This window comes from Anaerocolumna sp. MB42-C2 (genome assembly GCF_030913705.1).
Taxonomy (GTDB): Bacteria; Bacillota; Clostridia; order Lachnospirales; family Lachnospiraceae; genus Anaerocolumna.
In genome coordinates this window covers 3,931,908-3,952,699 of the sequence record NZ_CP133190.1, presented here as the reverse complement: position 1 = coordinate 3,952,699, position 20,792 = coordinate 3,931,908, and the positions used below count along the sequence as shown (strand labels likewise).

20 protein-coding genes are annotated in these 20,792 nt (G+C 36.9%); 7 read left to right on the top strand and 13 right to left on the bottom strand.

Going from position 1 to position 20,792, the window contains the following annotated elements; translation table 11 throughout:
- Nucleotides 1–427: 427 nt before the first annotated feature.
- The 4 genes from RBU59_RS17585 (at nt 428) to RBU59_RS17570 (ending at nt 4,000) form a co-directional block, all read left to right on the top strand.
- On the top strand, nt 428–1,795 hold the full coding sequence (locus RBU59_RS17585) for a sensor histidine kinase (RefSeq protein WP_308143808.1): 1,368 nt from the start codon (nt 428–430) through the stop codon (nt 1,793–1,795).
- Nucleotides 1,796–1,880: 85 nt separating this feature from the next.
- Complete coding sequence (locus tag RBU59_RS17580) at nt 1,881–2,462, top strand: response regulator (RefSeq protein ID WP_308143807.1); 582 nt, start codon at nt 1,881–1,883, stop codon at nt 2,460–2,462.
- 178 nt (nt 2,463–2,640) lie between these two features.
- Nucleotides 2,641–2,784: a hypothetical protein gene (locus RBU59_RS17575; RefSeq protein WP_308143806.1), complete on the top strand. Its 144-nt coding sequence runs from the start codon at nt 2,641–2,643 to the stop codon at nt 2,782–2,784.
- A gap of 208 nt (nt 2,785–2,992) precedes the next feature.
- Nucleotides 2,993–4,000 carry an FkbM family methyltransferase gene (locus RBU59_RS17570; RefSeq protein WP_308143805.1) on the top strand — a complete coding sequence of 336 codons (1,008 nt, stop codon included), beginning with the start codon at nt 2,993–2,995 and terminating at the stop codon, nt 3,998–4,000.
- A 105-nt stretch (nt 4,001–4,105) separates the two neighbouring features.
- On the opposite strand, the gene RBU59_RS17565 is transcribed toward RBU59_RS17570, so the two are convergent.
- From RBU59_RS17565 to RBU59_RS17555, 3 genes are all read right to left on the bottom strand, one after another.
- A complete protein-coding gene (locus RBU59_RS17565; RefSeq protein WP_308143804.1) occupies nt 4,106–4,660 on the bottom strand; it encodes a hypothetical protein in 555 nt (184 codons plus the stop codon).
- A 15-nt stretch (nt 4,661–4,675) separates the two neighbouring features.
- Nucleotides 4,676–5,278, bottom strand: a complete 603-nt coding sequence (locus RBU59_RS17560; protein WP_308143803.1) for a hypothetical protein — start codon at nt 5,276–5,278, stop codon at nt 4,676–4,678.
- A 300-nt stretch (nt 5,279–5,578) separates the two neighbouring features.
- Nucleotides 5,579–9,229 (bottom strand): DUF4073 domain-containing protein, encoded by a 3,651-nt coding sequence (locus RBU59_RS17555; protein ID WP_308143802.1) that lies wholly within the window; start codon nt 9,227–9,229, stop codon nt 5,579–5,581.
- A 76-nt stretch (nt 9,230–9,305) separates the two neighbouring features.
- Between RBU59_RS17555 and RBU59_RS17550 the strand changes: the two genes are divergently transcribed.
- A complete protein-coding gene (locus RBU59_RS17550) occupies nt 9,306–9,533 on the top strand; it encodes a hypothetical protein (protein ID WP_308143801.1) in 228 nt (75 codons plus the stop codon).
- Nucleotides 9,534–9,626: 93 nt separating this feature from the next.
- Here the strand turns inward: RBU59_RS17550 and RBU59_RS17545 are convergent, their stop codons facing one another.
- From RBU59_RS17545 to RBU59_RS17530, 4 genes are all read right to left on the bottom strand, one after another.
- Nucleotides 9,627–10,172: a VanZ family protein gene (locus tag RBU59_RS17545; RefSeq protein ID WP_308143800.1), complete on the bottom strand. Its 546-nt coding sequence runs from the start codon at nt 10,170–10,172 to the stop codon at nt 9,627–9,629.
- Nucleotides 10,169–10,624, bottom strand: coding sequence for a VOC family protein (locus RBU59_RS17540; protein WP_308143799.1), 456 nt, complete (start codon nt 10,622–10,624; stop codon nt 10,169–10,171). The genes RBU59_RS17545 and RBU59_RS17540 overlap by 4 nt, the downstream gene beginning before the upstream one ends.
- An 86-nt stretch (nt 10,625–10,710) precedes the next feature.
- The gene (locus RBU59_RS17535; protein WP_308143798.1) at nt 10,711–11,712 is read right to left on the bottom strand and encodes a glycoside hydrolase family 43 protein; all 1,002 of its coding nucleotides are present in this window, start codon (nt 11,710–11,712) and stop codon (nt 10,711–10,713) included.
- 718 nt (nt 11,713–12,430) lie between these two features.
- Complete coding sequence (locus tag RBU59_RS17530) at nt 12,431–13,030, bottom strand: DUF421 domain-containing protein (protein ID WP_308143797.1); 600 nt, start codon at nt 13,028–13,030, stop codon at nt 12,431–12,433.
- A 414-nt stretch (nt 13,031–13,444) separates the two neighbouring features.
- On the opposite strand from RBU59_RS17530, the gene RBU59_RS17525 reads away from it, so the two are divergent.
- Complete coding sequence (locus RBU59_RS17525) at nt 13,445–13,768, top strand: type II toxin-antitoxin system Phd/YefM family antitoxin (protein WP_308143796.1); 324 nt, start codon at nt 13,445–13,447, stop codon at nt 13,766–13,768.
- Nucleotide 13,769: 1 nt separating this feature from the next.
- Nucleotides 13,770–14,093: a type II toxin-antitoxin system RelE family toxin gene (locus tag RBU59_RS17520; RefSeq protein WP_308143795.1), complete on the top strand. Its 324-nt coding sequence runs from the start codon at nt 13,770–13,772 to the stop codon at nt 14,091–14,093.
- Nucleotides 14,094–14,294: 201 nt separating this feature from the next.
- On the opposite strand, the gene RBU59_RS28810 is transcribed toward RBU59_RS17520, so the two are convergent.
- The 6 genes from RBU59_RS28810 to RBU59_RS17495 all read right to left on the bottom strand — a co-directional run bounded on the left by RBU59_RS28810 (nt 14,295) and on the right by RBU59_RS17495 (nt 20,318).
- Entirely contained in the window at nt 14,295–14,567 is a 273-nt protein-coding gene (locus tag RBU59_RS28810) for a DUF6171 family protein (protein ID WP_442871692.1), read from the bottom strand.
- 451 nt (nt 14,568–15,018) lie between these two features.
- Nucleotides 15,019–15,273, bottom strand: coding sequence for a DUF6171 family protein (locus RBU59_RS17515; protein WP_308143794.1), 255 nt, complete (start codon nt 15,271–15,273; stop codon nt 15,019–15,021).
- Between the two features lie 18 nt (nt 15,274–15,291).
- Nucleotides 15,292–16,836: an alpha-N-arabinofuranosidase gene (locus RBU59_RS17510; protein ID WP_308143793.1), complete on the bottom strand. Its 1,545-nt coding sequence runs from the start codon at nt 16,834–16,836 to the stop codon at nt 15,292–15,294.
- Between the two features lie 343 nt (nt 16,837–17,179).
- Nucleotides 17,180–18,019, bottom strand: coding sequence for a carbohydrate ABC transporter permease (locus RBU59_RS17505; RefSeq protein ID WP_308143792.1), 840 nt, complete (start codon nt 18,017–18,019; stop codon nt 17,180–17,182).
- Nucleotides 18,016–18,936 (bottom strand): carbohydrate ABC transporter permease, encoded by a 921-nt coding sequence (locus RBU59_RS17500; RefSeq protein WP_308143791.1) that lies wholly within the window; start codon nt 18,934–18,936, stop codon nt 18,016–18,018. Before RBU59_RS17500 ends, RBU59_RS17505 begins: the two co-directional genes overlap by 4 nt.
- Nucleotides 18,937–18,953: 17 nt before the next feature.
- Nucleotides 18,954–20,318, bottom strand: coding sequence for an ABC transporter substrate-binding protein (locus tag RBU59_RS17495; RefSeq protein ID WP_308143790.1), 1,365 nt, complete (start codon nt 20,316–20,318; stop codon nt 18,954–18,956).
- Nucleotides 20,319–20,792: the final 474 nt, after the last annotated feature.

Genomic DNA, 20,792 nt, shown 5'->3' with positions numbered 1-20,792 from the left:
TAATTACAGATATGGTAAATTTTTTATTTATATTGTTTTAATACAATAAAAGTGTATCAGAAGACCTGTAAATGATTATAGACATATCTATATTCCGGTTTAATAACCGGCATAATTTATTATGTTTGTAGGAGGTGACATAATTATCGAATATACATACAGCAATAGTCATTAACAGGTGCTTACTGTTTTCCTCATTTTTACATTTATATAATTTTATCACAAAAAGGAGATTAATTGTTCCTATATATTATAGGAGTATATATTATAAATTACAGCAAAAAATGATCTTAATTCTATAAACTTCTATGTATATGATTCTTAAAATAAAGTTAAGAATTTACAATATTTTAACAGAAAGCTATTCCATTTTATGACATTTTCTACTATAATAAATAAAGGATTAACAACTTAAGAGGTGTCGATTATGATATTTACATCACTGCTTTGGGCATTTATGTTATTGATTTATTTCTCTGCTAAAAACAATAAAATAAATCAATGGTGCGCGATTACAATTTTTATTTTCAGCTTCGGTACTTTCAAAGAATATATCTACTATGATTTATCTCCTGTCCTTTCAGACAGATTCCCTGTTATTAACAAGAACCTTCTGGAGAACTTATATTCCGTAATGACAGCAATTTTGTATAACCTTGTTATGCCCTGCAGTCTTATCTTTGCTTTATATTTCTCTTCTTTTCACCGGAAAAATATCAAATTATTTCATGAAATCAGAAACTTCTGCTTTCTTCCCGGCATCATACTTTTCCTGATCTATAATCCGGCCAAAACCAGCTATTATCAGCATAACAGCCGTATATTCTGGTATGTGGTAACTGTCTACAATATAACTTTTGGTATCCTTATGACAATCTTTATGATCGGTTCTATCCACCGAGCCGAATCACCCTTACAGAAACGTCAGAAAAAGCTGATCAGTCTGATTATACTTCCGCCTGTGTGGTATTGGTTAATCACTATTTTCGTAATACATAGTTTGCAAATCACTGCCTTATTTAAGATATGGAAACAAAATGCTTTTATCTTATCAGTCTCCATCCTGTTCTATATCGTTCTTGCTTTTAAAGAAGGAATTATGGGACTAAGGCTGCAATCCCAGAATTATCAATGGGATTCCGATATGAAAGTCGCAAGCAAAGGGGCTTCTTACACAAGCCATATCCTAAAAAACGAAATAGCTAAAATCGAATGGTGTCTTAATAACCTGTCCCAGACTTATCAAGATTCCCCACCGGAGGAACTGGCTATTATTGAACGGTCTGCCAATCATCTAAAGCAATTTGTAAAAAAGACGCAGATCTACTCCGATGATATTATATTGAGAAAAGAAACCGTGCCCTTGTTAAAACTGATTACGGATTCTGTTTTATCCATAAAGAAAACTACGGGAGGCGGAATCGATTGTCAGATCGACTGTGAGGAAAATCAGTTCATAAACTGTGACACGGCTCACATGTCAGAGGTGTTAAACAACTTATTATTAAATGCTGCGGACGCTATGAATAACCGGGGTACTATCTCAATAAAATGTTATAAAAACAAACGCAACCGCATGTTAACCATCTCCATTACAGATGAGGGAACGGGAATTAAAAAAGAGCATATTCATAAGCTTTTTCATCCTTATTTTACTACCAAAAAAACAAATTGCCACTTTGGACTGGGTTTATCTTATTGTTATAATGTAATGAATAAACATAAGGGGTATATCGATATACAGACAGAAGAGGGAAAGGGAAGTACGTTTTCGCTTTATCTTCCGATGGAATGATAAGTGTATTAAAGTTAAATTGAATTAAATTTAAACCTGTGAATTATGAGTCAGCTATTATTACGTATCGTATAGAGAGGTTATTATGGAGAAAAATATTAAGGTAATTCTTATAGAGAATGATTTGGATTTTGTGTTTTTATTACAGCAGCTATTACATAAAGATTCTACTTTTTCCTGCCTCGGTTATGCCACCAACAAAACCGATGGGATACGTCTTGCCTGTGAGGTGCAACCGGATATTGTGTTAATGGATTTAAACCTTTCCTCCAATGAATTGGCCGGAATTGAAACCTCCATGGAAATACGCCGGCAAACCAACGCAAAAGTAATCATCCTGACTTCCTTTGAAGATTATGATACCGTTATTCATGCCTGTATCCATAGCTTTGCATCGGGATACCTATTCAAAACCCAATTCGATACCATTCTGCCTTATATAAAACAGACTGCTGCCGGGCATACTCCTCATGAATATTTGATACGGTCCTTAATTCTCAGCCAGTTAACTTCTGCGGAGAGGACTATATTGGAGAGAATTCTCGGGAATCCTATTGATATCTATTCTTCAAATAAAACAATTGCCAATCAAAAGACGAATATATTCAGAAAATTGGGTCTAAAAAGTCAGAAAGAAGTGATTCATATTTTGGGGGATTATTTATAATATGTGGAATTATTTATAATATGTTTCTATATTTATTTATATAAAGCGTAATCCGGTATATTAATACGCAGGATGGTAATAATTAATATAGGTCTTTCAGCACATGGCATACCATCGTTACTTGTATTATAATAGTATATATTGTATCTTCTCTTAACAGCCGGATTGGAGGAATATCATGCTTGTGATTGCAAGCTTAACAGCATTTATCATTATATATGTTTTATATTGTCTGATTAATAATCAGTCAAATTATGACCGTTGTATTGAAGATGAAGAGCAGTTGAAGTATCTTCAGGAGTATAAGAAATCCAAGAAATAATCTGAATACTATTACCACGGCTTTTATTTTATCATTATTCTATACGGATATATCGTGAACCGTAATTTTCCACATTCTTTTGCCTTATCTAAACTTGCAAGTGACCGGCATTCCCCACTTTCTGTAACTAAAAATGCAGTGAATCGACACAACCGTTCTTAAAGTCTCATATGATAATGAGAATATAAAAATAAGGAGGTTGATGGAAATGCCGTTTCAATTAAGAGCTTTCACATCCAAAAACCCTGACAAGGGTAACCTTGCCGTTTCGTGTATACCAAACCAAATAGATATAGAATTTCAACGTTTTATAGAATTTATAAAGACAAGAGATCTTCCCCAAATAACTGAGGCTGTCAAACAAAATCTCAGGCATTTTAGCAACACAAACAGCTTACTATATAATAACACCATTAATTTCATCAATGAACACAAGCTGTGGGGGACATATTACCCGGAGAAAGAAGATTATGAACTTGCAGACAACAGAGCCCATGCCCTTATAGAACACCTGGATGACTTTATATGGTTTTATAATATTCTTAAAGACTACCGTTCAAAAAGGATTCTCATTAATATACTTTATTACTGGCTTATGTCAGATCCGAAGAAAATAGAACAAATACATGAGCGCACATTTAACCAGTATTTTGACCTTGATATAGTAAAATGCAATAATAATGAGGTTTTTGTGGATATCGGAGGATATATAGGTGATACCTTGGTTAAATATTCGCAGACCTTTGGTCAAAACTGTTATAAAAGGATCTACTGCTATGAAATAGTACCAGCCAATATTGAATATATTGAAAAAAATATTGAACTTTTTCATCTTGATAATGTAATAATAAGAAAAAAAGGTGCCAGTGACAGAGATGGCACGCTGTACCTTTCTAATAATGTGATTTCATCTGTAAGCCAGCTTTCTGAAAGCGGAGATATTGCTGTTCCCATCGTAAAAATCGATGATGATATAGAAGAAAATGTAACCTTTATAAAGATGGACATAGAAGGAGGAGAAGAGGCAGCTCTTTTGGGCTGTTTGGCAAAAATCAAGGAAACTCATCCTAAACTTGCATTAAGTGTATATCATAATCACAAAGACATCTGGAAACTGCCCCGAATTATTTACGAAGCTGACCCCTCCTATCATTTTTATATGCGTTATTACGGGTCGCCCATATTTCCTACTGAATATATTATGTATGCAATTTAGTATAGCAAACAAAACCGGCTGAGATTATTTGGTAAGCTCAGCCGGTTCATTTCGTTGGATTCAAGTCTAATATTCCCTCTTTTTATTCAAGGCGGTAATTACACCTTATTTATTTTTTCTGCTTTGGGTCCTTTTATGCAGCGTATTATTGCTTTTTGCCTGGCTTTTTATATTACGTGGCTTAGTTTCTGCTATACTCTGATCCGGTGCGATATCACTGCTTTCACCGGAAAATTGGTCAGCCGCCTCAATCACTGCCCCATTATTCCCTGTAGAAAAATAAGGAACTGCATAAACAGTATCACCAACCGTATAATTCTTATAAATTGGGTTATTCAGCCGCGGTTCTAATGCTACCAAAACAATATCCGTTCCATCCTTTGTTTTTACATTAAGAGGATGAAATCGCGCTATACTATGTTGAACTTTCTTTACCGCAGTATTAAATCTATCTATGGACTGCTCTTTCACAATACTGTCCTCGCTGGGAAGATCTATTACTGCCAAGTCCTGACTCATCTTAAATGAATTGCCTTCCCTGTCTACTAATGTAATTGGATCAATCTCTGCATTATCATCTGATCTATGATATATTATGTCATTATCAATGCAAGCTTTTTCAAAGGCTTCATTTATTGAAAGTCCACTTTTCTTCAACATAATATCATCTCCATTCTATAAAGCTATTTCTTCTTTGTCTATTATTACTGTCTGGTCAAATACACACATTTGGGTTTCAATATAAGTTATGTCAAACTTTTGAAATAGTTCCCCATATTCTGTAGGTAAATAAGGTTGATCCGGTTTGTAAAAATTCCCTATAATCATTTTTAACGGAAATCTATATTTCAGATAATCACAATAAAAACAACGAATTTTATTCGTAGCTGCCTTATTATCCTTGTCTATATGATCAGGATCTACACCTTTGCATACGATCCTGCCGGACATTAACAGGGGATGAAACTCCTCTCGGTAGGTATCAACAAACTGGTTAAAGTGGGATAATTTACGGAGATCCATAACTGCATCCTCTTGCACCGTAATTTCACATCGTATGATTGCTCTGTCCTTAACCTGAACTCCAAACTTACTGGTAGGATTTGTTGTCCACCATTCTGCCAGGGAATAATCAGCGAAAAAATATGCCCCATTTCCAAGCCAGTGTTCATCATTCTGCTTATAAATAAACTTATCCTTAATAATTCCTGATACAAACTTCTTATCTGTACCATGAAACGCTTCTAACTGAATAACACCAGGAGTTTTTGATGGCATATGAGTGACCTTCCTGTAAATATTTTATTAAGAATGAACTATTTTCTATATATTATTCTCATATTATCGCATATATTACCGGTATCGGTATCTCATCTAACAGTAAACATCTGCCAATGATGAGGAAAAGCTTGTCCAATCCGTTATTATGTTTTGTAAATGTTTTCCTCTTGTATAATTATTATACTATTATTCTGGATTTATGTCAAACGGCAATGCTTCCGATCTTCCAGCAAATGTTTGACTCACAACCAAAAGCCGGAGATCTTACGACCTCCGGCTTACTTGATTTAAATAATTCTATTTAATTCCTGAAATAGAATAATTCACGATATAATTATTATTTTTCATCTGCTGACAAGCCTCTTCTGCCAGGGTTTTATTTAAAAATTCTGCAGACACCCTGTAATAGCGGCCTTCCTGTACTACTTTGGCATTAATTGCCTGATACTTATTCTTGAAAATATCACTTAATTCCTCGGCGTACTTTTTACTACCGATCAATCCAAGCTTTACCATGGCTCCACTTTTTGAAGCCGGAGCTTTCACTATCGATTTATCAGCTTTCTTAACTGTCACCTTAGCAGGTTTCTTCTCCGTCTTTTGTAACGGAACAAACTTTACTGCCGTATAACTTTTTCCTGTTAAAACTCCTTCTTTGGCTAAAGGTACTACTTTACAAATTAAATATTTTCCCCGAACCTTCTGGGTAATTACATAACTTCTCTTATTAGCAGAAGCGATTTTTAATTTGTTCTTACCAGCTTTATTATCTGCATAATACCACTGATATTTTGTTTTTCCCTCCTTATCCTGATCTGCATCCTTATAGGAATAAGTTACTACTAATTTGTTCTCTGACTTATCTGCCGACTTGATTGCCAGTTTTGAAATACTTGGAGCAGAGTTAATTGTACTTATGAAATTAAATGTGCTGAACTTATTAATGGTAACCTTAACACCGGATAGACTTCCATCCACATTATATAGCAATGTTCCAGGTAGTATTTCTTTCTCACCGTCACTATGTTTAACATAGACCGCCAGATTACTCAGTACTTTTTCTTTTAATGCCGGATCCTCCGGAAGAGTTATATTCCTTGCTGAAAACACAACATCGGTTTTCTGATTCTCATAATTCGTGTCAATGGTCATTGGTGTACCGAAGACACCAATGGTTCTAAACTTCGCATATTTCTTAACCATTTCAGAAGATAAGGTATCTTTTATTGCCTCTTCTTTTACAACGCTGTCTTTAATCGGTATCACATAGAAGTACAGATCTTTATTCTGATTTGCCAGATTCTGCAATCCATCCTTAGACAACATAATCGTTACATCATCTGATTTAATTTCAACATTTAAGTCTGCGCCCGCTATCATTTTTAAAGCATCTGCTTTAATATTGAAATGAATTTCTTCAGCTGGATTTAATTCATCGTCATTAATATAAATTATAATATTATCAGCAGTATTCTTCCTGTTATTCAATATTTCTTCAACTGTTTTCTTATCCACGATTACAGAATCTACTGCTTTCTTATTATCTTCTGTTCTGATGATGTCTATGGAAGCTGCCGGAACAGAATCCAAGGATACCTCTACCTGCCGCTTTGGTTTTTCATCAGATTTACCATTATTGGTACTTCCGGACGTTTTTGTATTAGTGTGAAAATATAAGGTAGTAATATCGCCGGCCGGATTACCTCCTCTTGCTTTTACCCGGATTTTAACCTCCACGGTACCTGTAAATACAGGCGGATTCGTTTCATTATAGGTAATCCAGGTTGCTCCTCCGTCTATGGAATATTCCATGGTACTGTCTGCACCTATGATCCTATTGTTTTGATCGTCTATACGCACAGAAGGCGCGGGAGGCGTGGAAGGATTCGTCGGATTATCTGTAGCTGCAAAGGTCACTGTTCGAATACTGCCTGCCTTTTTACGCACCAGAATAGCTGCACCCTCTGTCACATTGATCTCGGCAGCTTTGGCACAATCATTCCAACTGCTTCCATTGTCCTCTGAATATTCCATGGTATCATCGGTTGCTGCCATTTTGTGACCTAAGAAATCAACCGCAAGTGCTGACCCTGTTAACACCTCCACAGCGGAACCACTGACTACAGAAACCGATGTTCCTGATATCATAATAGCTGAGCCGCTAACAACTGAAACCGATGTTCCCGTTACCACCTGCTCCGTAAAATCGATTGCTACAGAATCTCCTGCTTTTATTCTCACAAGAACAGTAGTACCGTCGGCAAAGGTGGGTGCATTCTCTGTATCATAAGAGGTCCAGCTTACTCCATTATCCGTAGAATATTCCATACTGGAATCTACATTAACTAATTCATTATTGACATCATCAACAGCAACTGCGCCATGAAATCTAAAAATTGCGGCGGCACTGGCATCACTTTCCGCTGTTGCCTTAACTCTTACCTTAACAGTCTGATTTCCGCTAAATACCGGAGGGTTACTGCTATCATAGGAAATCCAGTCAGTTCCTCCATCCGTGGAATATTCCATGGTATCATTGATTCCTACAATGGTATTATTATCATCATTTACTGTAAGATTCGGTGCAGCAGGCTGGGTAAAGCTTACGGTTGTACTTTCGCTTGCCGGACTCATCGCTGTTGCTTTAACTCTTACCTGAACAGTTTGATTCCCGCTAAATACCGGCGGATTACTGCTATTATAGGAAATCCAGTCAGTTCCTCCATCCGTAGAATATTCCATGGTACTGTCCGCACCAATTAATTCATTATTAATATCATCTACCGTGACAGCCGGTGCAACCAAAGGTTCTGCGATTGTTACCGTACTGATCGACTGGGAAGTGGAATCCTGTGTCGTAACATTTAAAATAATATTATATGTTCCGTTAGGGGCGTCCGGTTGCGGTGTTACCGTAACATTAACCGCTCCCTGCGAATTCGGAGCTATGACATCGCTTGTAATATCCGGCTCAACTGTCCATCCTTCCGGGCCTTCCACCGAATAGCTGACCGGCTGGGGAATGGCACTGCTGTTATTAACGGTATATCCTACCGTAATCGCTGCTCCGGATGCGCAAGTTACTGCTGAGGTACCGCTTGCAAGTACAGCCGAGCTTACAAAACATTCATTTGCTCTGATTGTCCAGGTTTCATCGGAATTCAGTCTATCATTTTTCCATTCCAGAGCATATCCGTTATCTGTACTTTCATAAGGATTAATTTCTTTATTTAACACACTACCGTTACCAACATCAGCTTGAACCGACCCATAATATGTTGACATATAACTGTTGGGAATTGTAATTCCCTGCATGTAAAGACGTTGCGTAACTCCATTTACTACCTTAGAGACGCCAATGGAATTCGTTGCACCTTCCCAGTATCCTGCACCATTATCACCTCCGGCCAGAAAAGTATCTTCTCCTCTTAAGAAATGAAGATTCGTCATAGACGTACTTCCGATATTTTTTACCGACCATTCAAGTTGGATATACTGTGCAGTATCAGAAGGAAGCGTTACTGTCTGTCTCAGTTCAAAACTTGAAGTTCTCCAGGTCGTAATCACGGAATGTTCATCCGCAACCTGATCGGCAATAGGCATTTGTTTATTGCGATTAAAATAAGTTCCCAGCGCATATAAGCTTCCGTTTACATCCAATATGGCATCTGCCGCCGTATAATATTGCCTCACAAACGAAGCTCCATCATAACGGTATACATCAATATTTCCATTTGCTACGTTGATTTGAAGGCATCCTTTCGTCCGCTGTCCGCCAAGCACTGCCGCTGTATTAGCTGCATAGACTTCCTTCGGCTGAATGCCAACCAATGTAATTATTAGTGATAACATAATTACATATGCAATGAATCTGTTATGTTTCATTCTTTTTTTCCTCCTTTTTTCGTACAATGTGGCAGCATCACCAATGCCACTGCTTTTTCTCATTCTGTTTCTCCCCCTAGATTACTGTCTTCTTCGGCCAGTAGCATACACCCACTTCCAAAAAGCGGGGCTTGTCCAAATGAAAATCGGCACTTTGGCAGTACCAGGAAAGGAGTCTATCCTCCTGCCTGCGCCGACGATGTTCCATAATATCACTCTCCTTTACGATGAAATGCAGATAGACCTTCCTATTAATTACAGCAAGAAAAATACCATAAAAAACATAAAAAATGAGCCTTTACACTTAAAAGACTCATTTTTACACTTAAAAACTTATTTTATTTTAAAATTTGCTCTTGAAAAATAAAAATTCTCTGTTCTCACACCAGCAGTCGAATACGAAAAATACCTTTTTCAATTTGACCTAACAACCCTCAGATAATTCTTATCTTGGAACGGGTCAGCTTTTTAGCCGAGATATTTTATAAATACACCATCCCAATACCGTTCCGAATGTATTCGTTACCACATCATCTAACTGACAGAAACCCCTTTGAGTCAGCAGTTGCAGAAATTCCAAGAAGAGACTGGAAAGTAATCCCACCATCAAACAGACCTGTAACTTCTGCAGCTTATGAAAAGCAAGAGGAAATAGCATACCAAATGGCAGGAACATCAATATATTCTCGATAAAATAAGCATGGGATGTCATAGTATTCCCCCAAGTCGCAAACAAACCAAGCTCTATACCCTGTCTTGAACCAGGTTCCCTGGATAAGAGCGCCAGATTTAATAATACGGTACTGTAGACAATACAAAGGAATAGTATCCATTTCTTCTTTTGTAATACCGCTTTATCCACTTGAGAACGTCCTCTGCTCCAGAGGATGCAAAGTAATATAAAGAAACCTCCCATTAAAATCCCATAAGGGATATAACTAGCCGGCTCAAGCAAATCTCTCCCGATATTACCCAATAACTGATTCATATTATTCCATAATGTCATTCACAAAATTCGCCTTCTTCTGGTGTGTATTCTCCAGTTACCTCTATTATATTCCCATCGGGGTCTGTCATTTGAAAATAATAATACGGGCATGCATTGCATACATATTTTATCTTTGTAATTTTATCAGAAATATTTAATTGCTTTACACGCATATATTCTTGTCTCAAATCTTCATCCCAAAAGTTTAAAACAACTTTCCTTGAATTCGGCATTTCTGCTATTCGTTTTAAATCGTCAAAGTATGGGTTATATTCTCCCTTATGTACAACCTTGTTAGAATTAAGGGTATCAAAATAGCCACTCATAATTGCAATACATTTTCCTTCAAAATCAAACATGGCAAATCTATCCATATTTTGTTTTGAAACTTTCATTTCAAGTAGTTTTTCATAGAAATTAATAGATTTATTAAAATCTTTTACTATCAGATAAACACTTCCTAAATGCATAATTTCCTCCAATGTTTATAAATAATCCTCATTCTTAAATATGTTATATATTAGGCCGCCACCAATGGATATTTTATGTCTTGCGTTTACTTCTTATATTGTTTAAGATAGCTAAAGCTATTCTTATTAACGCTGAATACACCGACACCATCCTTTTGTAACTCATAATTAAGCTTTACGATTGCGGTCTTTCTCGGTGTAGCAGTAACGTTATTACTGTGAGTATGTAATACATAATATAACTGCTTATCTTTTCCGGCAACGATATCTCCGTGTCCTGTACCATTTTCGCCTATATTATCTCTGCTTATTATCGGTCCCTCCCTCTTATCCCAGGGTCCAAGGGGGCTCTTGCTGGTTGCATAACCCACAGCATAATCAGGATTTCTAAAATCGTTGGCAGAATAGAACAGATAATAGGTACCGTCCTTTTTTATCACTGTTGGCCCCTCCGTTACCGGCCAGGAGGTTTTCTCTGTATTTTCCCAAGGTTCGGTTGCAGTGATACAGGCTATTTGATCCCCCTCCCCAATGCCGGACAGGTCATCTTTCATCTTCACCACATAGATATTATTCCCACCGTTTTGCTTCACAAAGTACAAATAAATCTGTCCGTCATCGTCAAAGAATACATAGGGGTCAATGGTTTTATAGGACATTCCTTGAAATAACGGCTTTAAGTCTGATTGAGTAAATGGCCCCAAGGGACTTTTACTTTCTGCTATAGCTATTTGCTCATCTGCAGTGTATGCCATATAATATAAATTCTTATAAAAAAAGACCTGTGGTGCCCAAAAACCGCCGTTTCCGAAAGAAGTTCCTTTTTTTAACGCTAAGCTGCTATTCTCTGTGTTTGTCCAATGTACAAGATCTCCAGATGTAAAAACATGAAACCCCTGAGATGCATCCGTCTCATTCGTACCATAAAGATAATAAGTCCCTTTTTCATAAAATATGGTAGGGTCCGCTTGAAACAACTGCAGTGTGCTATACTTTGACCAATCTTCTTTTTTTCTGCACCCAGATGTGAAACATAGAAATAGAGCCAATAGTAATATTATCCTGCCTTTCCCATTTTTGATTCCCATAAATCCTCCTAATTAGATATCTAATTTTCTATTACTGTGTCAAATGTGTCCGTATTACAATTTCCGTTTCTTTAAAACATTAATTATGTTTTAATTGCAATACAAATATAGCATCTTTGTTGTATTTAATCAATGCTCATTGAGAACATAACATACTTTTAGTAAATTTATCCATTTTACTACAGTTTTTTCGTTATTTTATAATTTATAACTTATTTTATGTTTTAATCAAAGGTTGCCTTTCTTTTTCTGTGCTGAATAGTGGACAGTTTTTGTGGTAATTGTTATAATAATCTAAAAATATTCTACACCAGAAAACCGTCAAATCGGGAAAGGGGCTAACTATGGCTAAGATATTGCGGTAGCTTCTCCAACCTGCATCAGGGATCTGAACCTGGCAGAAAGTAACTCTATAGACATACGCATCGGCAACAAACCGGATGCAACATATATCGGTGGTTTTAATCTGTTCGGCGAAAAATTCGGTGACTATGCCCAAAATATCATATTGTCTTTAATTTATTAGCCTATTATGCATTGTAATAAATGTGTCATTTTGTCCTCCGGTGTCCCTTAGGTCCGGGGGCTTTTTACTAAATTTTTATTTATATATCTATTCCGGAATATAATAAAACGTAGGGATTATCCTACTTTCCTTCTTATATATTGGTGGTGCTTATTATCATTGCTTTGCCTGTCTTTTTTTAAATCAGAAGTTTTAGGGTTCAGCTTTACCTTCGTGATTCTTTTGTTGAATCTCATCAAAAATATTATTATTTGATTTATTTTTAGTATTCTGATAACCCTTCATTAAATTTTTCAATTCCGTTACTTCAGCCATCATTGTGACAAAATCTTCTTTTGTGATTGGTTTTTTATCATCCTTAAGCTCATATCCTATCTGCCCGCTTACTTCAATCGTTGCTGTTTTAACATCTTCTATAGAGGATACGCCATTTTGGCGCAGGCGGGTTTCCAGGCGGTCTGTAGTGAGTCGGAGTTTTTTCATGTTTTTTAAATTTAGTATACCATTTTCAATTATGATAACCGCTTTACCGGAAGAAAATGTTTCAAATGCATCAAATTTGATTTCTAAATATTCAGAAATAACCATAAGCAATGTAAACTCCAATGCTACTAATAATGTCACCAGGACATTCTTTTCTGCGATTGGCTGTATTAATAATGAACCAATACCGATCATAACAATTGTTTGAGTTATGGTCATCTGAGATATCGATTTTCTTCCACCTATTCTCAATATAATCTTTCCTGATACGAAAATCAAAAAAGTTTCCCATATCCAGCTATAATCCATACCATCATCTCCTATCATTATATATTTACTATCTCCAGATTAACCGTGGAGTCAAATCCGAACCAGTTTCCACTCGTTAATTTCTTTGGCACCGGCGCGTATTTCTACAAAACAGCCGCACATTCTAACCAATTCATCTTTCCTTTCGAGATTACTCAGGTGCTTTTACCGTAGTACGATGCTTTGAGGGGAAATATTATTTTTGAGTATTGCCATAATGGTGGAAATATTATTCGCTAAACCATACATAATTTTAATGATATGTAATGACAGTACTACCGATTTTACCAAAGGGTTCTAATGTATTCTCGACAAATTATCATTACTATTTAACGATATTTTCTTCAAATTATGTTGATTATTTTCTGGTAAATGCATATAATAAAAGTAAGAAATTATTTTGGAGGTGTTATTTTGGCTATCACATCAGACATGCTACACAGTCTAATATCAATTACGCAATTTAATCGTGGGCAAGCTGCTAAAATATTTGATCGTCTACGTACCGAGCGACAGCTTGTTGTTTTAAAAAACAATCAACCGTCGGCTATTATTTTATCTCCAGAAGAATATGCCCGTCTCTCTGAACTTGAAGCAGACTACAATCTTCTTATGGAATCAAATGACCGTTTAGTAAACAACGCCGAAAAATCTTCATTAGATTATAATACTGTTCTTAACAATCTTGGTATTACTGAAGAAGAAATCAATAAGGCAGAGGATGTTGAGATAGAATGAGTTGGAATATAGAATTTCTGGAAGAAGCTCAACAGGATTTAAAAAGCTAGATGGATCTGTTCGCATCCAAGTGTTAAAGGGGATCAAAAAAGTTAGTCAAAATCCTCTTCCCTTTTCTCAGGGTGGATACGGAAAACCCTTAGGTAATAAAGGTGGTACAAATCTCACGAATCTATACAAAATCAAGTTTAAGGACTTAGGAATTCGTATTGTCTACAAAATTGAAATTGTAAACTCAGTAATGAAGATTATTGTTATATCTGCTCGTACAGATGAACAGGTTTATAAAGAAGCTCAAACAAGACGTGGAAATCACCATCTTTAGAAACTATTTGAGCTAATTAGCCCACTCTTTATTTTTAACACTGCTGACTCCAGAAGAAGAAAATGAATCATAAATTTGCAGGCACATACCATCTATGGCATGTGCCTGTATTTGTTTTAGTATAAACTTTTCTCAATGCAAGATCTTTCACCCTGCATAGCCGGAAGATTCTGTTTTCATTGATTACAACCGTTTCATTTATTACCAATTGACTTTTTTACTGGGACAATAATTAGTAATGACAGCGGTTCGTATTTCCACAAAACACCCGCACAATCTGCATAAACCGTTAAGTAAGTACTGACACTTTTTGCATTGTTCCAGCCGGTATTTATAGGTTTCCTCAGGCGTTCTTATATCTTCTGCATAAGTTATTCCACCATTTTTTATCACTTCAGATATATCCGAAATTATATTTTCAGTCTTAAGTTCATCATTAAGCTGAGATAAAATTATTATACATTCTTTCCACATCTTGCCTGACTAAGAAATCGGCGGTAAAAAAGTACGTCAGATATCCTTATCCAAAGACAGTCACTTTTGGCCTATATTTTTTCTGTATCTCTTTTTAAAATAGTTATATACTCCTCATATATAAAGTTCTTATTTCTTTGCGCAGTTCCTGCTAAATGCAGAATACCAATCTCCTCAAATAAACTAATCATATTTTTCATAATTGAAATAATAAATATATTATGCGCTTTTTATTTCAATTTATCAATGTATTATGAAATAATTATGAAATAAATTTATTCTTATTTCAATTATTCCTATGACTGTTAATGTTGGAAGACCACAGCGATAAACCCACATGTTGTCTTCCATCCTGTCAACAATGTCGACTAAATCAACCGTCGGCTCTTTCTCCCAGCATAGCCGGAAGATTCTGTTTTCATTTTTTCATTGAATACAACCGTTTCATTTATTACCAATTGACTTTCGTACTGGGACAATAATTAGTAATGACAGCGGCTCGTATCTCCACAAAACATCCACACAATCTGCATAAGCCGTTAAGTAAGTACTGACACTTTTTGCATTGTTCCAGCCGGTATTTATAGGTTTCCTCCGGCGTTCTAAGTTCCTTGGGAATATGACTGATATATCCCGAAACAGTCTTAACATAATCCCGATCCGAAAGTTCCCGGAGGAGGCATCTTTCACAATCTAACCCATCCATTCTACATTCCTTTCGAGATTACTCCGGTGCCTTTACCGTCAATAGGACAACGGATTTAGAGGGTATATGAAGTGTAATTTTGTTATCTTTCACTGTGTAATTCGTGAATGCAGAGGGTCTTAAATTATCCGGAGCTTCAAAGGTATTCATGGCATTCATGGAACTGGAAGTTAACACTTTACCCTCGATCCTGCCGAATGGTCCAAAGTCTTCTATATAACATACTACCTCCGCTTCTTTCTCAGGATTAATGTTACACAAGGTAATATTAACAGACCCATCCACTGCTTTTGATACGGAAGCATTGATTTGTTTTAAGGTCTCCCCATCACATTCATACTCTTCAGAAAGCAGTGCATAATCAAGTAACTTGGCATCCTGATGTACTTTATACAGATCAAAGACATGATATGTCGGTGTAAGTATCATCCTCTGACCCTCAGTCAGAATCATTGCCTGGAGAACATTGACGGTCTGTGCAATATTAGCCATATGTACCCGTTCCGAATGGTTATTAAATATATTCAGGGTAGTACCGGCAGAAACCGCATCCCGCAAGGTATTCTGCTGATATAAAAATCCCGGATTTGTACCAGGTTCACAATCAAACCAGGTTCCCCATTCATCCACTACCATGGATACCCTCTTATCCGGATCATATTGATCCATAATGATTTCATTCTTATATAACATCTCATCCATATAGATTGCCGATTTCATAATGCCGAACCAATCTTTCTTATCAAATAGAGTAGCCGACTTTCTCGTTCTGGAGTTATCCCTAAGGTATCTTCGGTTGCCATCCGGTATGGAGGTGGTAATAACAGGGTCACCCAGCCTTGTGTAATAATGAAGTGCAATGGCATCCAGGTGCATGGATGCATCTCTCATAAGGACCTTGGTCCACTTATAGTTATCGCCTCTCGGACCTGCCGCAATACGGAATAAAACATTATCTCCGTAATCTCTTGCATATAGATTATAACGGTTCACTTCATCCGCATAATATTCGACTCTCATGCGGCCGCCGCAGCCCCAGTTCTCATTACCGATACCAAAATACTTTAATCTCCAGGGCTTATCACGTCCGTTATTCTTTCTTAAGGTTGTCATAGGCGACTTGCCGTCAAAGGTCATATATTCTACCCATTCCGACATTTCCTGAACCGTACCGCTTCCAAGGTTACCGCAGATATAGGGTTCGGTCTCCAACAGCTCACACAACCTAAAGAACTCATGGGTACCGAAGTGATTGTTCTCCACTACTCCGCCCCAATGAGAATTAATGATTTCTTTTCTCTCCTCTTTGGCTCCGATTCCATCCCTCCAGTGATATTCGTCGGCAAAACATCCACCGGGCCAACGTAAGCAAGGAATCTTAATCTTCTTTAATGCTTCGATGATATCGATTCTCATACCATCTATATTGGGTATCTCTGAATCTTCTCCCACATAAAATCCACCATAGATACATCTTCCCAGATGCTCCGCAAAATGCCCGTAGATCATTTTATTAATCGTATTCTTTTCGGCTTTTGCATTAATTATCATTTGATTTGCCATAGTTCAATCTCCTCTTCTTTACACAATTTTTAGGATTCGAGTGTCAAAAGCCAATTTTGCATTATGAATGAATACCAGCGTATATATATTCAATTTAGCTGCCTTTCCCTCAAACATTATATTTTTTACAAGCCTCTACCGTCGGGGAAATCAATCCATCTGGCTTGATTTTTGGCCAGAGTCTTGACAAAATATAAGCAGTGTCCTCGGCCGGCCGAAGTCGAAATAATTCGACCAAAATCGAATATATATACACCGATATTCATTAAGTGCAGGTTAAGAGACCTTTTTTACACTCGAATCTTTTTAGGTAATTGCCTAACACAATCTTAGTTCTTACTCACTAACCTTTTACCCCACCGGCAGTGAGTCCCGATATAAAATAGCGTTGATTAAATACAAATAATATTAGAATCGGTAAAATAGCCAGAATACATCCGCTATACATAACTTCATAATTAGCGCTATATGGGCTGATTAGGGAAGCAATACCAATCGTTAGGGTAAAATGCTCGTTGGACCGCAGTACAATCAAGGGCCACATAAAACTGTTCCACTGCTGCATCGCGAGTAAAATCGTCATAGCCCCGTATGCAGGTTTCATAACCGGACTAATGATCTTAAAGAAAATTCCATATTCCGTACAGCCGTCAATTCTGGCAGCTTCCATAAACTCCTTGGAGATACCGGAGACATATTGTCTGAAGAAAAAGATAGCTACCGGTGCCACCATAAAGGGTAATATTACTCCCCGATAAGAGTCAATGATACCAAAACTAATTATCAGTTTATAAAGGGGCAGCATTAATATCTCAAGGGGTATCATCATTACGAGCATAACCATAACAAAGATAATATTCTTAAATCTGAATTCGTATGCACCTAAACCATATCCTACCATGGAGGATAAAAACAGTGAAACAACCGTAAATAGTATTGCGATCAATACGCTGTTCTTGTACCAGCTAAGATAGATTCCTCCCTTATAGGTAAAAATAGAGACATAATTATTGAAATCCATTATTCCGGAATCGTATACTAGTTTCATTGCCGAGCCAAATAAGGTATCACTTTTTTGCAAAGAACCCATAAACAAATAATAAATCGGGAAGATCATTATGATACCAATTACTATAAATAGAATCAGCAAAATTAACGTTGCTACCGTTCTCTTTGCTTTCATTCCTGATCCTCCTTTCGAAACAGTCCAAAGAATTTAAGCTGCCCCATATTAATTATAAGAATAATAGCCAGCAGTACAACACCGATGGCAGAACCCATGCCAAAATCATTTCTCTGGAATGCCTGCTGATAAATATACCGCACAATTGTCAAACCATTATCACCCGGATTCGTCTCATTCCAATATACATAACCCTCTGTAAACATACGGTATCCATTAATGATGGTCAGGGTAAGAATGTATATGATGATTGGCTTAACCTGGGGTAATGTGACATACCAAAATCTCTTAAACGTGCCGGCTCCATCAATCTGTGCAGATTCAATCAGATCTTCCGGGACACTTTGCAGTGCAGAAAGACAATATACCATATTAATGCCTATCTCTCTCCAGGAGGCCAATACGACCATAATCAGAATACCTGTCCCATATCCTAATTTAAACGGAACAATCTCTCTGCCTAACTTTAATAAAATTGAATTCACAAACCCCAATTCCGTATCACCAAAAATCAATCGGAAAGCAATACCCGCAACAATAACGGAGGTTAAAGAGGGTAAGAACACAAATGCCCGGAATAAATTCTTTAGCTTCATTAACCTGGAATTTAATAAGGCAGCAATCGTAATGGGTAAAATCATCATAATAGTAATCATACTCAGGGTATATATGGTACTGGTCTTTATGGCGTTAAAGAAATGTTCATTGGATAACCGTTTATAATTCTTTAACCCAACAAAATTCATATGATCCAGCCCGATTACATCCATAAAACTCATATAAAAGGTTGTTACAATTGGATATAGGAAGAAAATAAAAAAGCTTAAAACAAACGGCATACAAAATATATATGGTGCAGCTTTCTTATTATATAGTAAGTGCTTTATTTTTGATAAAGCAAGCTTCTTCGTTTGCATTTGGTAACTTCCCCTTTCTATTGCTGGTCACGAAGTTCCTTAGCAGCGGTTTTCAGGGCTTCTTCCGGTGTCTTAGACTGATCTACCAATACGCTGTACATAATAAAATTGTTAACCAGATCCTGTGCCGCTACGGAAAGGTCTGCATTGGCAGGAGATTTACAGTCCGATATGTAAGGTCCCATAATCTCAAAAAATGATTCCTTATAAAAATAATCGGATTTCTTTAATAATTCCGGAGAGCTCCAGGTATCCAGATTAACCGGATCAAATGCAAGCTTCTCCCATATGTTGATATTCGCTTCATAAGATAACTTTGCTTCATATAAGAATTCTTTCGCTATGTCTATGTTCTTACACTGGTTCGTAATTGCAGTACCGGTTCCGCCGATCCCTACGGTTCTTGGTTCCCCTTTTTCAAATACCGGCATCGGTCTGATGGCGATCTTACCTTTCAGATCCGGCATGTAGTTTATAAATCTGGACATATACCAGGCGGGCATTGTTAAGGACGCTACGCTGCCCTCATTCATAAAGGTATAAAATTCTTCCACTGCCGTGGAACCGCCGCCTGCTTGAATTGCTATTCCCGATTTATACATGTCAAGCATATAATTAAGGACTTCAATATTGCTCTCACTATCCAATATGACTTCATTATCTTTCGTTAAGTAATCCCCGCCATGTTGAACGATCATCGGCCAGAACGGTCTCTGATTGGATACTTCAAAACAGGTCATCGGTATTCCTGTCTTCTCTAGAACTGTTTTCCCCATGGCACTATACTGATCCCAGGTTTCAATTGCATTCACATCTTCAATGGTAAATCCGGCTTTTTCCAGAATCTCCATATTGTAGTAGGTAACAGTCGCTCCTACATGGGTAGGCAGTGCATAATAATTATCCTTTACTTTATAAAGGTCAAAGCGAGACTTCTCATAAGTCCCCTCCGTAAATGCTTTCTCAACAACATCATTTAACGGTACCAACTGGATATCCTTTGACGTAAAATTAGTGTAGAAATTAATATTAATATCAGCAACATCCGGTGCACCGGTACCGGATTGCAGCGCTATTAATAACTTGTTTGCCATTTCAGCATTGGGCAATATCTCAACCTGCACGTTGATAGGTGTTTCCGGATGCTTTTTATTATAGGCTGCTTCCCCGAACTTCCACATATCAGTATGTATCTCATTTACAGACCACACGGTTAATGTTGTTGCAGTTGCTGCTGTTGTTTCGGTCTGTTTACTATTGTTATCTGTATTCTGTTCCGAGCCTGTTGGCTTATCGGATGACTCACCGGAACTGCATCCCATTAATGTTAGAATCATTAAGAACACTAAAATAGACGATATAAATTTTTTAAACTTTTTCATACGTATCCTCCTAAAATAAATAGTTTTTAAGGATTCAAGTGTCAAAAGGTCACTTTTGTTTTTGAATGAATACTAGCGTATATATATTCAATTTAGCTGCCTTTCCCTCAAACACTATATTTTTTACAAGCCTCTTACGTCTCAAAAATCAAGCTGTTTAGCTTGATTTTTGGCCAGAGTCTTGACAAAATATAAGCAGTGTCCTCGGCCGGTCGACGCAAAATCGAATATATATACACCGATATTCATAAAATGCAGTTTGAGAGACCTTTTGACACCCAATCCTATTTAGTTTTCGCTTCGAATTGCTCGCGACCATAGTTTTAATCGGCTATAACCATAGTCTTTCTTCCTAATAAGTACTGACGTTATACTATTTCCTATGCATCATCTCCTTCTTGTTTCATACTTTACCTTTACTTACTTTTACTGTATGAATCCTCTGCATACCTTTGAGGATTACTTGTATGCAGG

Bases quoted from the DNA above. Each gene is read 5' to 3' on its own strand.
- RBU59_RS17580 (WP_308143807.1), top strand. From the start codon at position 1,881: ATGGAGAAAAATATTAAGGTAATTCTTATAGAGAATGATTTGGATTTT.
- RBU59_RS17555 (WP_308143802.1), bottom strand. From the start codon at position 9,229: ATGAGAAAAAGCAGTGGCATTGGTGATGCTGCCACATTGTACGAAAAA.
- RBU59_RS17585 (WP_308143808.1), top strand. From the start codon at position 428: ATGATATTTACATCACTGCTTTGGGCATTTATGTTATTGATTTATTTC.
- RBU59_RS17565 (WP_308143804.1), bottom strand. From the start codon at position 4,660: ATGTTGAAGAAAAGTGGACTTTCAATAAATGAAGCCTTTGAAAAAGCT.
- RBU59_RS17505 (WP_308143792.1), bottom strand. From the start codon at position 18,019: ATGAAAGCAAAGAGAACGGTAGCAACGTTAATTTTGCTGATTCTATTT.
- RBU59_RS17545 (WP_308143800.1), bottom strand. From the start codon at position 10,172: ATGACATTATGGAATAATATGAATCAGTTATTGGGTAATATCGGGAGA.
- RBU59_RS17575 (WP_308143806.1), top strand. From the start codon at position 2,641: ATGCTTGTGATTGCAAGCTTAACAGCATTTATCATTATATATGTTTTA.
- RBU59_RS17540 (WP_308143799.1), bottom strand. From the start codon at position 10,624: ATGCATTTAGGAAGTGTTTATCTGATAGTAAAAGATTTTAATAAATCT.
- RBU59_RS17560 (WP_308143803.1), bottom strand. From the start codon at position 5,278: ATGCCATCAAAAACTCCTGGTGTTATTCAGTTAGAAGCGTTTCATGGT.
- RBU59_RS17535 (WP_308143798.1), bottom strand. From the start codon at position 11,712: ATGGGAATCAAAAATGGGAAAGGCAGGATAATATTACTATTGGCTCTA.
- RBU59_RS17500 (WP_308143791.1), bottom strand. From the start codon at position 18,936: ATGCAAACGAAGAAGCTTGCTTTATCAAAAATAAAGCACTTACTATAT.
- RBU59_RS17510 (WP_308143793.1), bottom strand. From the start codon at position 16,836: ATGGCAAATCAAATGATAATTAATGCAAAAGCCGAAAAGAATACGATT.
- RBU59_RS17495 (WP_308143790.1), bottom strand. From the start codon at position 20,318: ATGAAAAAGTTTAAAAAATTTATATCGTCTATTTTAGTGTTCTTAATG.
- RBU59_RS28810 (WP_442871692.1), bottom strand. From the start codon at position 14,567: ATGTGGAAAGAATGTATAATAATTTTATCTCAGCTTAATGATGAACTT.
- RBU59_RS17530 (WP_308143797.1), bottom strand. From the start codon at position 13,030: ATGGATTATAGCTGGATATGGGAAACTTTTTTGATTTTCGTATCAGGA.
- RBU59_RS17515 (WP_308143794.1), bottom strand. From the start codon at position 15,273: ATGGATGGGTTAGATTGTGAAAGATGCCTCCTCCGGGAACTTTCGGAT.
- RBU59_RS17570 (WP_308143805.1), top strand. From the start codon at position 2,993: ATGCCGTTTCAATTAAGAGCTTTCACATCCAAAAACCCTGACAAGGGT.
- RBU59_RS17550 (WP_308143801.1), top strand. From the start codon at position 9,306: ATGAAAATCGGCACTTTGGCAGTACCAGGAAAGGAGTCTATCCTCCTG.